Source organism: Aureimonas psammosilenae (genome assembly GCF_009176975.1).
GTDB lineage: Bacteria > Pseudomonadota > Alphaproteobacteria > Rhizobiales > Rhizobiaceae > Plantimonas > Plantimonas psammosilenae.
The window spans coordinates 97656-113532 of sequence record NZ_WEZG01000010.1; the positions used below are offsets into that span (position 1 = coordinate 97656).

Consider the following 15877-nt stretch of genomic DNA (forward strand, 5'->3'; position numbering starts at 1 on the left):
CTGCCTTCCCGAAAAGAACGGGAGAGCGAAAAAGCACCATGAACCATCCCCTGATCGCGCCCGGCTGCGTCGCCTTCGTCACGGGCGGCGCCGCCGGCATCGGCCTCGCTCTCGCCAGACGCTTCATCGAGGCGGACATGCGCGTCGCCATCGCCGACAAGAACGAGGCCGCATTGGAAGAAGCGGTCGACATTCTCGGCGCGGGCGATCGCGTCAAATCCTTCGCGCTCGATGTCGCTCATCGCGGCGAGCTGGAACTGGCTGCGGACCGTCTTTTCGGCGCTTGGGAGGGGCTCCACGTCCTTGTCAACAATGCCGGAATCCAGCCGGGCTCCACGGTTCTGGACGATGCCAACTGGGACCATGTCCTCGCCGTCAATCTCGGCGGGATCGTCAACGGCACGCAAGTCTTCGTGCCGCGCATGTTGGCTGCGGGTGAAGAAGGCGTCGTGATCAACACGGGCTCGAAGCAGGGCATCACCACGCCGCCTGGCGACCCGGCCTACAATGTCGCGAAAGCCGGCGTGAAGGCCTTCACCGAGGCTCTGGAGCATGATCTGCGCAACCGGGAGGGCGCGCGCATCTCGGCCCATCTCCTGATTCCGGGCTTCGTGTATACCGGCCTGACCAAGGGCGGGCGCACGGAAAAGCCGGCAGCGGCCTGGACGCCGGAGGAAACCGCCGACTTCGCGCTTCAAAGCCTCGGCCGCGGCGACTTCTACATCCTCTGTCCGGACAACGACGTGCCGCGCGCGCTCGATGAGAAGCGCATCGCCTGGGCCGCCGGCGACATCGTGGAGAACCGCCCGCCCTTGTCGCGCTGGCACAAGGACTGGGCGGAGCGCTTCAGTACCTATGTGAACCGGGATTGAGCGGCAGCGGACTCGCGCCTTTGGTCATGCGGTCGAGCGTCGCGTCGCGCCGGACATAGGCGTGGTAGAGCGCGATGCCGGCATGGATCACGATAAAGGCCAGAAGCGTCCAGGCGAGATAGATGTGGAGCGTCGCCAGCGGGGCGAGGGCCTCGCGGGTAGCGGTCGGCTCGCCCGGCGCGACGAGTTGGAGGCCGTAGACGCGAAAGCCCCGGCCAGATGCGATGGCCCGGTAGACCATGAGGGGCGGGATCACCACCATCATGGCGTAGAGAACGACCTGCCCGGTGGTGGCCGCGAAGCGCTCGAAGGGCGGTCCGGCATGGGGCGGGCGGTTGCGGATGTTGGCAAGGCCCCAAAGCCCGCGCAGCAGCACCAGAACGAAAAGCGTGAAACCGACCGAATAATGCGTCTGCCAGAAGAAGGCGTCGAGCACTGTCCCTTCGGCGAAGGCATGCAGAATGGCGCTGGTGAACTGCCAGACGAACAAAAGCGCCATCCCCCAATGGAAGGTGCGGGAAACGAGCCCGAAGCCCTCGTGACTGTCCCGCAAAGGCGCGGCCGTGACCATGGCGTTCTCTCAGCTCCGAATCTGGAAAGGTTCCAGTTCGACCATGATGGGAGGTTCTGCGGCAAAGGAAAGATGCGTCACGCCCGCCCGATGCGGCTTTCGGCGATGCGCAGAAGGGCGTCCACGTCGAGATGGCGGGAAAGCGCCTCGGCGATCTCGTCCAAAGCGGCTTCCACTTCGGCGCGATGGTCGCGTGGGTCGGCATCGAGCCCGAAGCGGCCCAGGAACTCGCGCCGCCATTCGCCGCTGGTGAAAAACCCGTGGAGATAGGTGCCGGACACGAGCCCGTCGGCGCTCGTCGCGCCTTCCGGGCGGCCATCGACAAGAGCGAGCGGCCGCGCGCGGTCCGGCCCTTCCGTGCGGCCGAGATGAATCTCGTAGCCCTCTAACGCCAGGCCGGAGAGGGATACGGCGCGGGTTTCGCGCACCACCTTCTCGCGTTCGAGCACGGTCTCGACATCGAGAAGCCCGAGCCCTTCGGCTTCGCGCACCGGCCCCTCGATGCCGTCGGGGTCGAGGATGCGGCGGCCGAGCATCTGGAAACCGCCGCAAAGGCCGACCACATGGCCGCCGCGCTTCACATGGTCGTGGAGGTCGCGGTCCCAGCCGAGGCGGCGAAATTCGCCAAGATCGGCGATCGTCGCCTTGGAGCCCGGCAGAACCACGAGCCGCGCTTCTTCGGGAAGCCTTTCGCCCGGCCGCACGAAGACGACCCGCAGGCCAGGCTCCGCCCGCAAGGGGTCGAGATCGTCGAAATTGGCGATCCGCCCGAGCACCGGCACGGCGACGAGAAGGCCTCCGCTCGGTGGGCGGGCCAGCCGTTCCAGCGCGACGGAATCCTCAGCCGGCAGCCGTCCGGCGGCGGAAAGATAGGGCAGGACGCCAAGGCTCGGCCAACTGGTGAAGCGCGTGACGGCCTGCACGCCCTCTTCGAAGAGGCTCGGATCGCCCCGGAACTTGTTGACAAGAAAGCCCCGGATCATCTGGCGGTCGGCCTCTTCCAGAACCGCATGGGTGCCGACGAGCGAGGCGATGACGCCACCCCGGTCGATGTCGCCGACAAGCACCACCGGCACGTTCGCCGCGCGCGAAAAACCCATATTGGCGATGTCGTTGGCGCGAAGGTTGATCTCGGCCGGCGAGCCCGCCCCTTCCGCGAGAACGAGGTCGGCGTCCTCCGAGACGATGGCGAAGCTTTCCAGCACCCGTTCGAGGAAGCCCGCCTTCAAGCGCTGGTAGTCGCGCCCCTGCGCCGAACCGTGGACGCGACCCTGGAGAACGATCTGGCTGCCCGTTTCCGATTGCGGCTTCAAAAGAACGGGATTCATGTGAACGCTCGGGGCAACGCGGCAGGCCAGCGCCTGAAACCATTGCCCGCGCCCGATCTCGCCCCATTCGCCCGTGCCGGGAATCGCCGCCACGGCGGCGTTGTTCGACATATTCTGCGGCTTGAAGGGGCGAACGCGAAGGCCTCGGGCAGCGAACAGCCGGCAGAGCCCCGCGACGAGCACCGTCTTGCCGACATCCGATCCGGTGCCTTGCAGCATGATGGAAGCGACGAGCGGCATGGCGGGCGTCAGCCGAACAGGAGCTTGGCGGCAAGCGCGAGGCAGGTGACCACGAGAAGCGGCCGGATGATGCGCGCCCCGAACCGCATGGCGAAGGCCGCTCCCAGCCGCGCGCCTGCGAACTGCGCCGCGCCCATGGCGAGGCCCAGCGTCCAGAGGATCGAGCCCGACAGCGCGAAGACCGTGAAGGCGCCGATATTGGAAGCGAAGTTCAAAAGCTTGGTATGGGCGGTGGCCTTCAGGATGCCGAAGCCGGCGAGCGTCACGAAGGCCATCATGAAGAAGGAGCCGGTGCCGGGGCCGAACAAGCCGTCATAAGCGCCGATCAGCGGCACGAGGCCGAGCGCGAAGACCTTCGGCGAGATGCGCCGGCCGGCATCCTGGTCCGACAGGCCGGGCCGGAAGGCGAAATAGAGCGCGATGGCAATCAGAAGATAAGGCAGAAGCGCTTCCATCGCTTCCGTCGGAATCACGAGCGCGGCGAGCGCTCCAAAGACAGAGCCGAGCGCTGACAGGGCGGCGGTCGGCAGGAGCTTCTTCAGGTCCATATGGCCCTTTGCGGCATAAGCGAGCGTCGCCGAGCCGGACCCGAAAAGCCCCTGGAGCTTGTTGGTGCCGAGCGCCTGGATGGGCGGCACACCCGCCAGAAGCAGGGCCGGAATGGTGATGAGCCCGCCGCCGCCGGCGATCGCATCGATGAAGCCGGCAAGAAACGCTGCCGCGACGAGCAGAAGGAAGATTTCGGGGGGCATGGAGCCTGTCGTTCGGCTGCGGTCTGGAATGCGGGGCGGCTGGGAGGAAGCCGTTCAGCGATCGTCTGTTTCGAACTCGTCGCCGGGCATGGGAGGGTTCCCACGGCCAGCTCGGTCGAGAATCGCTTTCGCCGCGTCCATATCGGCTCGCTCGGCACGGCGGCGCATGTAGTTTTCCGGCCGCATCGACCAGAGCTTTTCCTGGACGGCACGGCTGACGAAACTGCCAAGGTCCACCCCTGCAGCCGCTGCCGCTTGGCGCGCGTCGTCGAGCAATGCCGGGTCGATGGATAAAGCGTCCTTAGGGCTCATTGGCTTTCTTTCATCATCCGGACGGCGTTGCCCGGCGAGACGATCCTTATCCCGAATCGAGCTGCGCCTTCACGAAAATCTCGAATATTGAACGTCACGATAGCGTCGGCTCGGCCGTTGATCGCGGCGTCGAGAACCATGTCGTCGTCCGGGTCTGCCAATTGCGGACGCCATGCATAGTCGAGACTGACCGGCTCGATGACGCTCGCGACGGTGTCGAGAAGCTTCTGCACGTCATCGACCGAAAGACCCGAAGCCGAACGATGGTCCTGTCGCGTCAGGACAGATTCGTACTCGATCAGCAGCGCCACGGACGCCAGCAGCGTGAAGCGCCGGTCGAGAGCGCCCCGCAACAAACGCCGCGACGCGCCGGCATCGCTGCGGATCGCCGCCACCATCGTTGCGGTATCGAGGACAAGTCTCATCGCCTGAAGTCGGACGATTCCACCACCCGGCGCAAGCTGCGATTTGACCTTCGCCCCGTCCTCCTGTTTACGTCGCCCTTCAACTGACGGTGCCCGAGGATGGTCTCGGGCCGGATACGATCGCGGGGCGAGCCGACCCAAGCCGGGGGCGAGCCGCGTGGACTGTCGGATCGGCGCGGCGGTTTTCCACCGAAGCGCTTCCTCCGGCGCACATGAACGGAGGACGAGTTTTGAGCCAAGCAATCATGCTTTGCGGTCATGGCAGCCGGGACGGCGGGGCCATGGTGGAGTTTTCGGGCCTCGCCGAAAAGCTGAAACGCCGCCTGCCCGATTGGCCGCTCGAATACGGCTATCTGGAATTCGCCCGGCCGATCATCCGCGACGGGCTCGACCGGTTGAAAGCGGGCGGCGCGACGCGCGTTCTCGCCCTGCCGGGCATGCTGTTCGCCGCCGGCCACGCCAAGAACGACATTCCGAGCGTTCTCAACACGTATGCCGCCGCCAACGGCCTTCCCATCGACTACGGCCGCGAGCTCGGCATCGACCCGAAGATGATCCGCGCCGCCGGGGAGCGCATCCGCGAAGCCTTGCGCACTGGGGGCTGGCGCGACGGCGAGCCGCTGCACGACACGATGCTGGTGGTTGTCGGGCGCGGCGCGTCCGACCCGGACGCCAATTCCAATGTCGCCAAGGTCATGCGGATGCTCTGGGAAGGGCTCGGCTTCGGCTGGGGCGAGACGGTGTATTCAGGCGTGACCTTTCCGCTGGTGGAGCCCGGGCTCGAGCACGTGTCGCGCCTCGGCTACAAGCGGATCGTGGTGTTTCCGTACTTTCTGTTCACCGGCATCCTGGTGCGCCGCATCTACGAGCACACGGACTTGGTCGCCGCGCGCCATCCCGGCATCGCCTTCCTGAAGGCGCCCTATCTCGGCGCGCACGACCTCGTGGTGGAAACCTTCGTGGATCGCCTTCGCGAGATTCAGGAAGGCACGAACAACATGAATTGCGGCCTGTGCAAGTACCGCGAGCAGGTGCTGGGCTTCGAGGCGGAAGTGGGCCTCGCCCAAGAAAGCCACCACCATCACGTGGAAGGCATCGGCACCTCCCACGACCATGGACACGATCATGGTCATGGTCACCACCATCACGCTCACGGCGACCACGATCATCATCACCACGACGATGGGCACCACCACCATCACGGCGATCAGGGTCATTCCCACGATCATGCGCATGACCACGGGCATGGCCATTCGCATGGCGATGGCGGGCATCACCACCATCCCTATCCCCATGCCGACCATCCGCTGGGGCCGCGCTCCCTGAAGGCGGCGGGGTGAGCGCGGCAGCCGACTACCTGCGCGATCCGGCTGCGATCTATGCGGCGAGCTTCGCCACCATCCGCGCGGAAGCCGACTTGTCGGCGTTGGCGGAGGAAGCGCACCCGTTGGCGATCCGGCTCGTTCATGCCTGCGGCATGACCGACATCCTCGCCGATCTCGTTCTGTCGCGCGATCTCGTGGCGTCGGCGGGAGCCGCGCTGAAGTCTGGCGCGCCGGTGATCTGCGACGCGGAGATGGTGTCGCACGGCATCATCCGCTCGCGCCTCTCCGCCGCGAACGCCGTCGTCTGCACCCTGAATGATCCGCGCGTTCCCGAACTCGCCGAGCGTTTGGCTACCACGCGCTCGGCGGCGCAGGTCGAGCTTTGGCAAGAGCATATCGAAGGGGCGGTGGTCGCGATTGGCAACGCGCCGACCGCGCTTTTCGCGCTTTTGGAAAAGCTCGATGCCGGCTGGCCGAAGCCGGCGGCGATCCTCGGCTTTCCCGTCGGCTTTGTGGGCGCGGCCGAATCCAAGGCCGAGCTTGCCACTGATCCGCGCGGCACTCCCTTCACGGCGCTTCTCGGCCGGCGCGGGGGTTCCGCCATGGCGGCCGCCGCCGTCAACGCCCTGGCCGCGCCATGACGGTGCCCTGGCTCACCGTGATCGGCATCGGTGACGGCGGTCTCGACACGCTGACGCCCGAACAAGCACGTGCCCTCGACATGGCCGAGACGGTGTTCGGCGGCACGCGCCATCTTTCCATGCTGGAGCCCTCGCGCCAGGAACTCGTGCCCTGGCGTTCGCCCTTCGAGGAAGCGATGGTCGATCTTCTGGCGCGGCGGGGGCAGCGCGTCGTGGTGCTCGCCACCGGCGACCCGATGTGGTTCGGCGTCGGCGGAACCCTGTCGCGCCATGTCGATCCGGGCGAGATGCGCGTCCTGCCGGGCGTTGCCGCCTTTTCGCTCGCCGCGTCCCGCCTCGGCTGGCCGCTGGAGGACTGCGTTGCGGTATCCGTTCACGGCCGACCCGTCGCGCGCATGGACCCCCATGTCCTGCCCGGCGCGCGCCTCCTCCTTTATTCGAGCGACAGCACGACCCCGCGCGAGATCGCCCGCCGCCTCACCATGCGCGGCTACGGCCCGAGCCGGCTCGTCGTCCTCGAACATCTCGGGGGGCCGGGCGAGCGCGTGCGCGAGACCACCGCGTCCGGCTTCGAACTGGGTGGCGTCGCCGATCTCAACACGGTCGCGGTGGAATGCGTCGCCGGGCGTGGCGCGATCCCGCGCGCCCCGGTGCCGGGACTGCCCGACGACGCCTTCATCCACGACGGCAAGATGACGAAGCGCGTGACGCGCGCGCTCGCCATCGCCAGCCTCGAACCGATGCCGGGCGAGCTTTTGTGGGATATCGGTTCGGGCTCCGGCTCGATCGCGGTGGAATGGTCGCGCGTGTCGCCGGTCATGCGCGCGATTGCCGTGGAGCCGCGCGCCGAGCGTCGCGAGATGATCCGCCAGAATGCCGAAGCGCTCGGCGCGCCGGGGATCGAGATCGTCGCCGGCACCGCGCCGGACGCGCTCGAAGGCTTGGAGCCCCCGGACGCGATCTTCATCGGCGGCGGGCTGTCGGACGGCGTTCTGGAGCCTGCCTTCGCCGCCTTGCGCGAGGGCGGCCGTCTCGTCGCCCATGCCGTGACCTTGGAATCCGAGCGCATCATTCTCGACGCCCATGCCCGGCTCGGCGGCGACCTCATGCGCTTGTCGGTGGAGGTGGCCGAACCGGTCGGGCCCTTCCATGGCTGGCGGCCGTCCATGCCGGTCCTGCATTGGCACCTGACGAAGGGAGCCAAGCGATGACGGGCCGGTTGTTCGGCCTCGGCCTCGGTCCCGGCGATCCCGAACTTTTGACGCTGAAGGCCGCGCGCATCCTGCGATCCGTGCCGGTGATCGCCTATCCGGCGGCCGAAGGCGGTGGGAGCTTCGCGCGCGCCATCGCCGCGCCGCATCTGCCGGGCGGGCAGGAGGAGATCGCCATCTCCCTTTGCATGTCGACGGCGCGCGAGCCGGCGCAAAGCGCCTACGCGGAAGCCGCCGAGGCCATCGCGGCGCATCTTTCCGCCGGCCGCGACGTCGCCGCGCTATGCGAGGGCGACCCCTTCTTCTACGGCTCGTTCATGTATCTCTTCGAGCGGCTGGCAACGCGCTTTCCCGTCGAGATCGTGCCGGGCGTTTCGTCGCTGACCGCCGCCGCAGCCCGCGCCTTCCAGCCCCTCGTCGCGCGCAACGACGCGCTCTGCGTGATCCCCGCGCCGCTTCCCGACGAGGCGATCCTGCGTCTCGTGGAAAGCGCCGAAGGCTTCGCCATCCTGAAGCTCGGCCGGCATTTTTCGCGGGTGAAAGCGCTTCTCGCCGCCGCCGGCCTTCTCGACGCCTGCACCTATGTCGAGCGTGCGACCCTGCCTGACGAGCGCATCCTGCCGCTCAGCGCAGTCGAGACCGCGCCTTACTTCTCGATGATCGTCGGCTATCGCGGGCTGGAGCCCGCCATGACGACGCGACCCCGCGAGACCGCCTTCGCATGAAGCCCGCCATCGTCGTTCTGTCCGCTTCCGCGCTGCCCTTGGCGCGCCGCATCGCCGATGGCCTTGATGCCGAGCTTCACGGCGCGCGGGCGCGCGTCGGCGAGGCCGATATCTTCTTCGACCATGCGGGCTCGCATATCAGGACGCTGTTCGAGGCCGGCCGCCCGATCGTCGCCCTGATGGCGACGGGCGCGGTGATCCGCATTCTCGCGCCGCTTCTCGCCGACAAGCGCGCCGAGCCGCCGGTGGTGGCGCTCGCCGAGGACGGGTCGAGCGCCGTGCCGCTGCTCGGCGGCCATCACGGCGCCAACGATCTGGCGCGGCGCGTCGCGAGCCTTGCCGGGGGCGCGGCGGCCATCACCACGGCAGGGGACCTGCGCTTCGGCGTGGCGCTGGACGAGCCGCCGCCCGGCTGGCTCCTAGAAAACGAGGGCGACGCCAAGACCGTCATGGCGGACCTCGTGTCCGGCGAATATGCTTGGATCGAAGGCAAGGCACCTTGGTTAGAAGCTTCCAACTTGCCGATCAGCGACGACGGTCGCGTGACCTTGAGCGTGACGGAAGAAAAGCGTGAACCCGTCCCCGGCGAACTCCTGTATCGGCCCCGGACCCTCGTTCTAGGGCTCGGCGCGGAGCGCGGCGCCCCGATCGAAGAGGCGGTGGCGCTCGCCGAAAGCGTGATCGCGGAAGCCGGCGTATCGCCTTCGTCGCTTGGCCTCGTTGCCTCGCTCGACGTAAAGGCCGACGAGCCCGCCGTTCATGCTGTCGCGGCGCATTTCGGCGTTCCGGCGCGGTTCTTCGATGCACCGACGCTCGAAGCCGAAACGCCGCGCCTCGCCAATCCCTCGGCCATCGTCTTCGCCGAGGTCGGCTGCCACGGGGTCGCGGAAGGCGCGGCGCTGGCCGGTGCGGGGCCGGACGGGCGGCTGCTCGTCGAAAAGCGCAAGTCCGCGCGGGTGACGGCAGCGCTCGGGCAGGCCTCCATGCCCGTCGATCCGGCAGCACTCGGCCGTGCGCGGGGGACGCTGTTCGTGGTCGGCATCGGGCCGGGCTCAGATGGGTGGCGCTCGCCCGAAGTCTCCACGATGGTCGCACAAGCCGACGACCTCGTCGGCTATTCGCTCTACCTCGATCTTCTCGGCCCCCTAACTACCGGAAAAACGCGCCACGACTTCGACCTAGGCTTGGAAGAAGCGCGGGTGCGCCACGCGATGGAGCTTGCCGGAGAAGGCCGCACCGTCGCGCTCGTTTGCTCGGGCGATGCCGGCATCTACGCCATGGCGACGCTGGTCTTCGAGCTTCTGGAAAAGGGTGGCTTGCCGGATGGGGCACGGCGCATCGCCATCCACGTTTCGCCCGGCATTTCGGCGCTTCAGGCGGCGGCCGCGCGGGCTGGCGCGCCGCTCGGGCACGATTTCTGCACGATCTCGCTGTCCGATCTCCTGACGCCCTGGGCCGCCATCCAGCGGCGCGTGCGCGCAGCGGGGGAGGGCGACTTCGTGATCGCCTTCTACAACCCGGTTTCCGCCAAGCGCCGCACGCAGCTCGTCTGGGCGCGCGACGAGCTTCTCAACCACCGCCCCGCCGACACGCCGGTCATCCTCGCCACCAATCTCGGGCGGAACGGCGAATCCGTTCGCATCGTGCCGCTCGCCGAACTCGATGTTGCGGATGTCGACATGCTGACCGTGGTGATCGTCGGCTCGTCGCACACGCGAACCGTCACGACCGGCGACGGCCGCAAATGGGCCTATACGCCGCGCGGCTATGCCGACAAGGCGGGAACGGGGATCGGAAACGCCGCATGACGGTTCACTTCATCGGGGCTGGGCCGGGCGCGCCGGACCTCATCACCGTGCGGGGGCTGAGGCTCATCGAACGCTGTCCGGTCTGCCTTTACGCCGGCTCGCTGGTGCCGGCCAAGATCGTGGCGGCCGCGCCGAAAGGCGCGCGCGTTCTCGACACGGCCTCCATGACCTTGGGCGAGATCGTCGCGGAAATGGCCGCCGCGCATGAAACGGGCCTCGATGTCGCGCGCGTTCATTCGGGCGATCCGTCGATCTACGGCGCGACGGCCGAGCAGATGCGGCGGCTCGATGCCCTCGCCATCCCCTATGACGTGACGCCCGGCGTGCCGGCCTTCGCGGCCGCGGCGGCGGCGCTGAAGACCGAGCTGACGATCCCGGAAATTTGCCAGACCGTGATCGTCACCCGCACCGCGATGAAGTCCTCGGCCATGCCGGACGGCGAGGAGTTGCGGACGCTGGGCGCGAGCGGCGCGACGCTCGCCATCCACCTATCGGTGCGCAACATCCCGCATATCCAGCGCGAACTCACGCCCCTGGAGAAATACGGCGCGGATTGTCCGGTGATCGTCGCTTATCGCGTCGGCTGGCCGGACGAGAGCTTCATCCGGGGATCGCTTGCCGACATCCACGAGAAGGTGCGCGCCGCCAAGCTGACGCGCACCGCCCTGATCCTCGTCGGGCGCGCGCTCGGCGCGACGGGCTTCATCGATTCCAAGCTCTACGACGCCGCCCATGTCCATGTGCTGAGGCCTAGGCGTTCAGCCAAGCCATGACTTCGCCCAAGGTGGCGGCGAGGGGCGGGGGCGGCGCGGCGGCGCGCTCGATCATCACCACGGCAAGCCCCAAGCGCCGCGCGGCTTCGATCTTGGCATATGAAGCCGCGCCGCCGGAATTGCGCGACACGAGATGCGTGACAGCCAAGGCGCGGAAAAGCTCTTCCTCGGCCTCCGCCGGACCGGGTTTCCCGAGAACCAATTCGGCCGGGAAGGGCAGGGGCTCGGTTGGCGGATCGACCATCCTGACGGTGAAGGAAACATCGTTCCGCCGCGCGAAGGGCGAAAGATGCTGGCGGCCGAGCGCCAGAAAGGTGCGGGCGCCGGGGGGAAGGCTTTCCGCCGCCGCCGCCAAGCAGTCCACCTTGATCCAGCGCTCTCCCGGTTGCTCTTCCCAAGCGGGGCGCAGGAGCGCGATGCGCCTCACACCGGTCGTCGCCGCCGCCTCGGCCGCGTTGCGCGAGATGCCGGCGGCGAAAGGGTGGGTCGCGTCCACGAGATGGGTCACGCCTTCGAGGCGGATGAAGGCGGCGAGCCCTTCCCGCCCGCCGAAGCCGCCGATGCGGACTTCCCCGCCACCCGGCAGGACGGGCGCAAGCGTCCGGCCGGCGAGCGACAGGATGACCCGCCAGCGCGGGAACGCGGCGGCGATACGCTGGACGAGGATCGACGCCTCCGCCGTGCCGCCGAGAACGAGAACGGTTTCAGCGGGCATGGCCGACCACCGCGCCGGCGCGATCCACGACGATCACTTCCGCCGCCACCGGCGCGTCGCGCAGGACCTCGCGCACCGCGGCGAGCGCGGCTCGGCCGACGAGGGAGGCGAGATCGATGCCGTGGCTTCGCGTGAGATCCAGCACCTGCTTCGCCGTGTTGGCTTGCAGGATCGCGCCTTCCAGCCTTTCGCCCATCGCGGGGTCGAGATCGCGCACGAGCCGGGCGAGATGGGCGAAATCCACCTGGCTGCGGCCCGAATGAAGGTCCATCGCCCCTTGGCCGAGCTTCACCAGCTTGGCGAAGCCGCCGGCCACCGTCAGGCGCGGCAGGGGATGGGCGCGCAGATATTTCAGCAAGCCACCGGCGAAATCGCCCATGTCGAGATAGGCGATGGCGGGAAGATCGGGATAAAGACGGCGAACCGCGTCCTCGCTGGTGGAGCCCGTCGCGCCCACCACATGGGACAGCCCGGCGGCGCGCGCCACATCGACGCCGCGATGGATGGAATGAATCCAGGCCGAACAGGAGAAGGGATGCACGATCCCCGTCGTCCCGAGAATGGACAGCCCGCCCAGGATGCCGAGGCGCGGGTTCCAGGTCTTCTCCGCCAGCCGCTCGCCATCCGCGACACTGAGCGTGATCGCGACATCGGGTGTCCGGCCATGGGCGGCGCAGAGCTCCTCGACCACGGCGCGCATCATGCGGCGCGGCACGGGATTGATCGCGGGCTCGCCCGGAGGGATCGGCAGGCCGGGCAGCGTCACCGTGCCGACGCCGGAGCCCGCATGGAAGGAGATGCCGCTGCCGGGCTGACCCAAGCGAAGCGTCGCGCTGACTTCGGCCAGATGCGTCACGTCCGGATCGTCGCCGGCATCCTTTACGATCGCGGCGGTGGCCTCGTTCGCGTCGAGGCGTTGCCGGGACAGAACGAAGCTCGGTGTCTCGCCCTTCGGCAGTACGATTTCCACGGGGTCGGGGAACTCGCCGGTGAAAAGCGCGGTGAGCGCCGCCTTCGTCGCGGCGGTGGCGCAGGCGCCGGTGGTCCAGCCGCGACGCAGCACGCGTCCGTCCTGAGGGGCGCCTGCGCCGGGATGGAAGTCCATGCCCGCCATATAGACCGCACGGGAAGGCGTGCAAAGCGATGACGGGGCTTCTCGTCGCCGCGCCATCGTCCGGTTCGGGCAAGACCACGGTGACGCTCGGGCTCCTGCGCGCCTTGAAACGCGCCGGCCACCGCGTGGCGAGCGCCAAGGCCGGCCCGGATTATATCGATCCGGCATTTCACGCCGCTGCGAGCGAGAGAGAAAGCGTCAATCTCGACCCTTGGGCGATGCGGCCGGCGCTGCTTCATGCGCTCGTCGACGAGGCGTGCAACGAAGCCGACCTTCTCGTCGCGGAAGGCATGATGGGGCTTTTCGACGGCGCGGCGGACGGGCAGGGGTCGGCGGCCGATCTCGCCCTCGCCCTTGGGCTGCGCACCGTTCTCGTGGTGGACTGCGCGCGCCAGTCCCATTCGGTCGCCGCCCTCGTGCGCGGTTTTCGCGACCATCGGCCCGAACTCGGAATTGCCGGCCTCGTTCTCAACCGTGTCGGCAGTGCCGGCCACGAGATGCTGCTGCGAAGCGCGCTGGAGCCGTTGGGCCTGCCGGTTCTCGGTGCGCTTCCCGCCAGAACCGACCTCGCCTTGCCCTCACGCCATCTCGGCCTTGTGCAGGCCGGTGAGCACCGCGATCTCGACGCCTTCATCGAGCGCGCCGCCGACTGGATCGTGGGTGGCCTCGATATGGAGGCCGTCGCTGCACTCGCCGCCATCCGGCCGAAGGTGGCTGAGCCCGTTTCGCGCCTGCCGCTGCTCGGCCAGAGGACCGCGGTTGCCCGCGACGAGGCTTTCGCCTTTTGCTATCCGCATCTCCTCGACGGCTGGCGGGAACAGGGGGCTGAACTCTCCTTCTTTTCCCCGCTCGACGACGAGGCGCCGGAGCCCTCGGCCGATGCCCTGTTCCTGCCCGGCGGATATCCCGAGCTTCACGCCGGCCGGCTGGCGGGGGCCGAAACCTTCAAGGCTGCGATGCGCGCGAAGGCCGAAGCGGGCGCCGCGATCTACGGCGAGTGCGGCGGCTACATGGTTCTCGGCGAGGCGCTGGAGGACGCCGACGGCGCGTCCCATCCCATGCTCGGCCTTTTGCCGCTCCAAACGAGCTTCGCCAAACGCCAGCGGCATCTCGGTTATCGCCGCCTTCGCCCCCTCGGGTCCTTTCCCTGGGCCATGCCCCTGACGGCCCACGAGTTCCATTACGCCACCGTCACCCATGAGGGCGAGGCGGAGCGCCTGTTCGAGGCCGAGGACGCACTCCGCGAACCCCTGGGCGCGATGGGTCTGCGGCGCGGGCGGGTCGCCGGCTCGTTCTGTCACGTCATCGACGCTATGGATGGGGCATGATCGTCCATCTGTTCACGCTGCTTCTGGGAACGCTGGTCGACCGGCTGGTCGGCGATCCGCCTTGGGCTTGGCGGCGCGTGCCCCATCCGGTTGTCCTGATCGGACGGGCGATCGACTGGATGGACAAGCGCTGGAACGATCCGCGCCTGCGTTCCTCCGCGCGCCGCTGGCGGGGCGTCGGCGCGATCCTCCTCCTTCTCTTCCTCGCCGTTCTCGTCGGCTACGATCTCCATTGGCTCCTGATGGCGATCGGTCCGGTCGGCGTTCTTGTGGAAGCGCTGATCGTTGCGGTGCTTCTGGCGCAGAAGAGCTTGTCGGTTCACGTGAGCGATGTGGGCAAAGCCCTTCGCGAGGGAGGCCTCAGGCAAGGGCGCGTCGCCGTTTCGCGCATCGTCGGGCGCGATCCGGAGGGGCTGTCGGAGTCCGGTGTCTGCCGCGCGGCGGTGGAAAGCTTGGCCGAAAACGCCTCGGACGGCGTGGTGGCCCCTTGGCTCTTCTATCTCGCTTTCGGGCTGCCGGGCATCTTCGCCTACAAGGTTCTCAACACCGCCGATTCGATGATCGGCCATATGAGCGAGCGCCACCGCGCCTTCGGCTGGGCCTCCGCGCGGCTGGACGATCTCGCCAACATCGTGCCGGCGCGGCTGACGGCGCTCGCCTTCGCGCTTCTGGCGCCCTTCGCCGGCGGCAGGTTCCGCGACGCGATCCGCGTGGCATGGCGCGACGCGCGGCTCCACCGCTCGCCCAATGCCGGCTGGCCGGAAGCCGCGATGGCCGGCGCGCTCGGTCTCGCCCTCGGCGGTCCGCGCCGCTACGGCGAAGTGGTGGTGGACGCGCCCGAACTCCACCCCGAAGGACGCGGGGATGCGGTGCCGGAGGATATCGACGCCGCCCTCGTGCTGCTTCGCCGCCTGTCGGACCTCCTGATCGCCGCACTCGTTCTTTTCACGCTCGGCAGCCTCATCTGATCGCCAGCACGAAGCCGAGAAGCGCCGCGATCTCGGCGATCTGCTGCCCCGCGCCGAGACAGTCGCCCGTTTGCCCGCCGAGCCGGCGAAGAAGGAAGCCGCGAAAGGCGAGGATCGCGAGGGCGGCGAGAGCAACCGGCAGGAGCGCCGCGCCGAGGCCGAAGAGAACAAGGACCGGCAGAACCAGAATTCCGGTGCCGATGGCCGCCGACAAACGCCCGGCGGCTCCGTCCGGTGCCCCCACCCTCGCCGCAAGCCCGTTCGGATCGGCGCTCGGCAGGCTCGACCAGAGCCAGACCATCAGCCCGCGCGAAAAACCGGCGACGAGAAGAAGCGCGACGGCGCCCGCCTCCGCACTCGTCGCCAGGAGATCGGCGAGGAGCGACACCCGCAACAGCACGGAAAACACGAGCGCCAGCGCGCCGTAGGCCCCGATGCGGCTGTCCTTCATGATCAGAAGAGCGCGTTCCTTCGGCTTGTGACCGAAAAGCCCATCCGCGACATCGGCGAGCCCGTCTTCGTGGAGGGCGCCGGTGAGCATCACGAGAAGCGTCATCGCGCCGACCGCGGTGGTTGTCGGCGAAAGCCCCAAAGCGGCTCCGAGAAGCACGAGAATCGCGGAGGGCAGCGCGGCGGCGAGGCCGGCCAAGGGAAAGGCATGGGCGTCCGCGCCGAGCGGCCGCCCTTCGGCGAAGACGGAAGGCGGAATGGGGAGGCGGGTCAGAAAGCCGAGGGCGCGGAGCGTCGCGGGCAAGAGTTGGCGCATCAT

17 protein-coding genes are annotated in these 15877 nt (G+C 68.3%); 9 read left to right on the forward strand and 8 right to left on the reverse strand.

Annotation, left to right across the window (positions count from 1 at the left end):
• The first annotated feature begins 38 nt into the window (after positions 1 to 38).
• Positions 39 to 872 carry an SDR family NAD(P)-dependent oxidoreductase gene (locus F9929_RS16985; protein WP_152047747.1) on the forward strand — a complete coding sequence of 278 codons (834 nt, stop codon included), beginning with the start codon at positions 39 to 41 and terminating at the stop codon, positions 870 to 872.
• Here F9929_RS16985 and F9929_RS16990 read toward each other — a convergent pair.
• From F9929_RS16990 to F9929_RS17010, 5 genes are all read right to left on the reverse strand, one after another.
• Positions 847 to 1443 (reverse strand): cytochrome b, encoded by a 597-nt coding sequence (locus tag F9929_RS16990; RefSeq protein WP_152047748.1) that lies wholly within the window; start codon positions 1441 to 1443, stop codon positions 847 to 849. The genes F9929_RS16985 and F9929_RS16990 overlap by 26 nt on opposite strands.
• A gap of 77 nt (positions 1444 to 1520) precedes the next feature.
• Positions 1521 to 3011, reverse strand: a complete 1491-nt coding sequence (locus F9929_RS16995) for a cobyric acid synthase (protein WP_152047749.1) — start codon at positions 3009 to 3011, stop codon at positions 1521 to 1523.
• Between the two features lie 8 nt (positions 3012 to 3019).
• Entirely contained in the window at positions 3020 to 3763 is a 744-nt protein-coding gene (locus F9929_RS17000; protein ID WP_152047750.1) for a TSUP family transporter, read from the reverse strand.
• Positions 3764 to 3817: 54 nt separating this feature from the next.
• The gene (locus F9929_RS17005; protein WP_152047751.1) at positions 3818 to 4075 is read right to left on the reverse strand and encodes a hypothetical protein; all 258 of its coding nucleotides are present in this window, start codon (positions 4073 to 4075) and stop codon (positions 3818 to 3820) included.
• Positions 4072 to 4500: a putative toxin-antitoxin system toxin component, PIN family gene (locus F9929_RS17010; RefSeq protein ID WP_152047752.1), complete on the reverse strand. Its 429-nt coding sequence runs from the start codon at positions 4498 to 4500 to the stop codon at positions 4072 to 4074. Before F9929_RS17010 ends, F9929_RS17005 begins: the two co-directional genes overlap by 4 nt.
• Positions 4501 to 4712: 212 nt before the next feature.
• Here F9929_RS17010 and F9929_RS17015 point away from each other — a divergent pair, with 212 nt between their 5' ends.
• From F9929_RS17015 to cobM, 6 genes are read left to right on the forward strand one after another with little or no spacing between them, the layout of a single operon-like run.
• Positions 4713 to 5840: a sirohydrochlorin chelatase gene (locus tag F9929_RS17015; RefSeq protein ID WP_152047753.1), complete on the forward strand. Its 1128-nt coding sequence runs from the start codon at positions 4713 to 4715 to the stop codon at positions 5838 to 5840.
• Positions 5837 to 6466, forward strand: coding sequence for a precorrin-8X methylmutase (locus F9929_RS17020; protein ID WP_152047754.1), 630 nt, complete (start codon positions 5837 to 5839; stop codon positions 6464 to 6466). The genes F9929_RS17015 and F9929_RS17020 overlap by 4 nt, the downstream gene beginning before the upstream one ends.
• Positions 6463 to 7677, forward strand: coding sequence for a precorrin-6y C5,15-methyltransferase (decarboxylating) subunit CbiE (gene cbiE, locus F9929_RS17025; RefSeq protein WP_152047755.1), 1215 nt, complete (start codon positions 6463 to 6465; stop codon positions 7675 to 7677). The genes F9929_RS17020 and cbiE overlap by 4 nt, the downstream gene beginning before the upstream one ends.
• The gene (gene cobI, locus F9929_RS17030) at positions 7674 to 8402 is read left to right on the forward strand and encodes a precorrin-2 C(20)-methyltransferase (RefSeq protein WP_152047756.1); all 729 of its coding nucleotides are present in this window, start codon (positions 7674 to 7676) and stop codon (positions 8400 to 8402) included. Before cbiE ends, cobI begins: the two co-directional genes overlap by 4 nt.
• A complete protein-coding gene (gene cobJ / locus F9929_RS17035; RefSeq protein ID WP_152047757.1) occupies positions 8399 to 10210 on the forward strand; it encodes a precorrin-3B C(17)-methyltransferase in 1812 nt (603 codons plus the stop codon). Before cobI ends, cobJ begins: the two co-directional genes overlap by 4 nt.
• Positions 10207 to 10983, forward strand: a complete 777-nt coding sequence (gene cobM / locus F9929_RS17040; RefSeq protein WP_152047758.1) for a precorrin-4 C(11)-methyltransferase — start codon at positions 10207 to 10209, stop codon at positions 10981 to 10983. Before cobJ ends, cobM begins: the two co-directional genes overlap by 4 nt.
• Here cobM and F9929_RS17045 read toward each other — a convergent pair.
• Positions 10961 to 11698 carry a cobalt-precorrin-6A reductase gene (locus F9929_RS17045; protein ID WP_152047759.1) on the reverse strand — a complete coding sequence of 246 codons (738 nt, stop codon included), beginning with the start codon at positions 11696 to 11698 and terminating at the stop codon, positions 10961 to 10963. The two genes, cobM and F9929_RS17045, sit on opposite strands and share 23 nt — an antisense overlap.
• The gene (locus F9929_RS17050; protein ID WP_152047760.1) at positions 11688 to 12803 is read right to left on the reverse strand and encodes a cobalt-precorrin-5B (C(1))-methyltransferase; all 1116 of its coding nucleotides are present in this window, start codon (positions 12801 to 12803) and stop codon (positions 11688 to 11690) included. The genes F9929_RS17045 and F9929_RS17050 overlap by 11 nt, the downstream gene beginning before the upstream one ends.
• A gap of 38 nt (positions 12804 to 12841) precedes the next feature.
• Here F9929_RS17050 and F9929_RS17055 point away from each other — a divergent pair, with 38 nt between their 5' ends.
• Positions 12842 to 14140 (forward strand): cobyrinate a,c-diamide synthase, encoded by a 1299-nt coding sequence (locus tag F9929_RS17055; protein ID WP_152047761.1) that lies wholly within the window; start codon positions 12842 to 12844, stop codon positions 14138 to 14140.
• Positions 14137 to 15108, forward strand: a complete 972-nt coding sequence (gene cbiB, locus F9929_RS17060; RefSeq protein ID WP_152047762.1) for an adenosylcobinamide-phosphate synthase CbiB — start codon at positions 14137 to 14139, stop codon at positions 15106 to 15108. The genes F9929_RS17055 and cbiB overlap by 4 nt, the downstream gene beginning before the upstream one ends.
• On the opposite strand, the gene F9929_RS17065 is transcribed toward cbiB, so the two are convergent.
• On the reverse strand, positions 15101 to 15877 hold the full coding sequence (locus tag F9929_RS17065; RefSeq protein WP_193227811.1) for an adenosylcobinamide-GDP ribazoletransferase: 777 nt from the start codon (positions 15875 to 15877) through the stop codon (positions 15101 to 15103). The genes cbiB and F9929_RS17065 overlap by 8 nt on opposite strands.

Bases quoted from the DNA above. Each gene is read 5' to 3' on its own strand.
- F9929_RS16985 (WP_152047747.1), top strand. From the start codon at position 39: ATGAACCATCCCCTGATCGCGCCCGGCTGCGTCGCCTTCGTCACGGGC.
- F9929_RS16990 (WP_152047748.1), bottom strand. From the start codon at position 1,443: ATGGTCACGGCCGCGCCTTTGCGGGACAGTCACGAGGGCTTCGGGCTC.
- F9929_RS16995 (WP_152047749.1), bottom strand. From the start codon at position 3,011: ATGCCGCTCGTCGCTTCCATCATGCTGCAAGGCACCGGATCGGATGTC.
- F9929_RS17000 (WP_152047750.1), bottom strand. From the start codon at position 3,763: ATGCCCCCCGAAATCTTCCTTCTGCTCGTCGCGGCAGCGTTTCTTGCC.
- F9929_RS17005 (WP_152047751.1), bottom strand. From the start codon at position 4,075: ATGAGCCCTAAGGACGCTTTATCCATCGACCCGGCATTGCTCGACGAC.
- F9929_RS17010 (WP_152047752.1), bottom strand. From the start codon at position 4,500: ATGAGACTTGTCCTCGATACCGCAACGATGGTGGCGGCGATCCGCAGC.
- F9929_RS17015 (WP_152047753.1), top strand. From the start codon at position 4,713: ATGAACGGAGGACGAGTTTTGAGCCAAGCAATCATGCTTTGCGGTCAT.
- cbiE (WP_152047755.1), top strand. From the start codon at position 6,463: ATGACGGTGCCCTGGCTCACCGTGATCGGCATCGGTGACGGCGGTCTC.
- cobI (WP_152047756.1), top strand. From the start codon at position 7,674: ATGACGGGCCGGTTGTTCGGCCTCGGCCTCGGTCCCGGCGATCCCGAA.
- cobJ (WP_152047757.1), top strand. From the start codon at position 8,399: ATGAAGCCCGCCATCGTCGTTCTGTCCGCTTCCGCGCTGCCCTTGGCG.
- cobM (WP_152047758.1), top strand. From the start codon at position 10,207: ATGACGGTTCACTTCATCGGGGCTGGGCCGGGCGCGCCGGACCTCATC.
- F9929_RS17045 (WP_152047759.1), bottom strand. From the start codon at position 11,698: ATGCCCGCTGAAACCGTTCTCGTTCTCGGCGGCACGGCGGAGGCGTCG.
- F9929_RS17050 (WP_152047760.1), bottom strand. From the start codon at position 12,803: ATGGACTTCCATCCCGGCGCAGGCGCCCCTCAGGACGGACGCGTGCTG.
- F9929_RS17055 (WP_152047761.1), top strand. From the start codon at position 12,842: ATGACGGGGCTTCTCGTCGCCGCGCCATCGTCCGGTTCGGGCAAGACC.
- cbiB (WP_152047762.1), top strand. From the start codon at position 14,137: ATGATCGTCCATCTGTTCACGCTGCTTCTGGGAACGCTGGTCGACCGG.
- F9929_RS17065 (WP_193227811.1), bottom strand. From the start codon at position 15,877: ATGATGCGCCAACTCTTGCCCGCGACGCTCCGCGCCCTCGGCTTTCTG.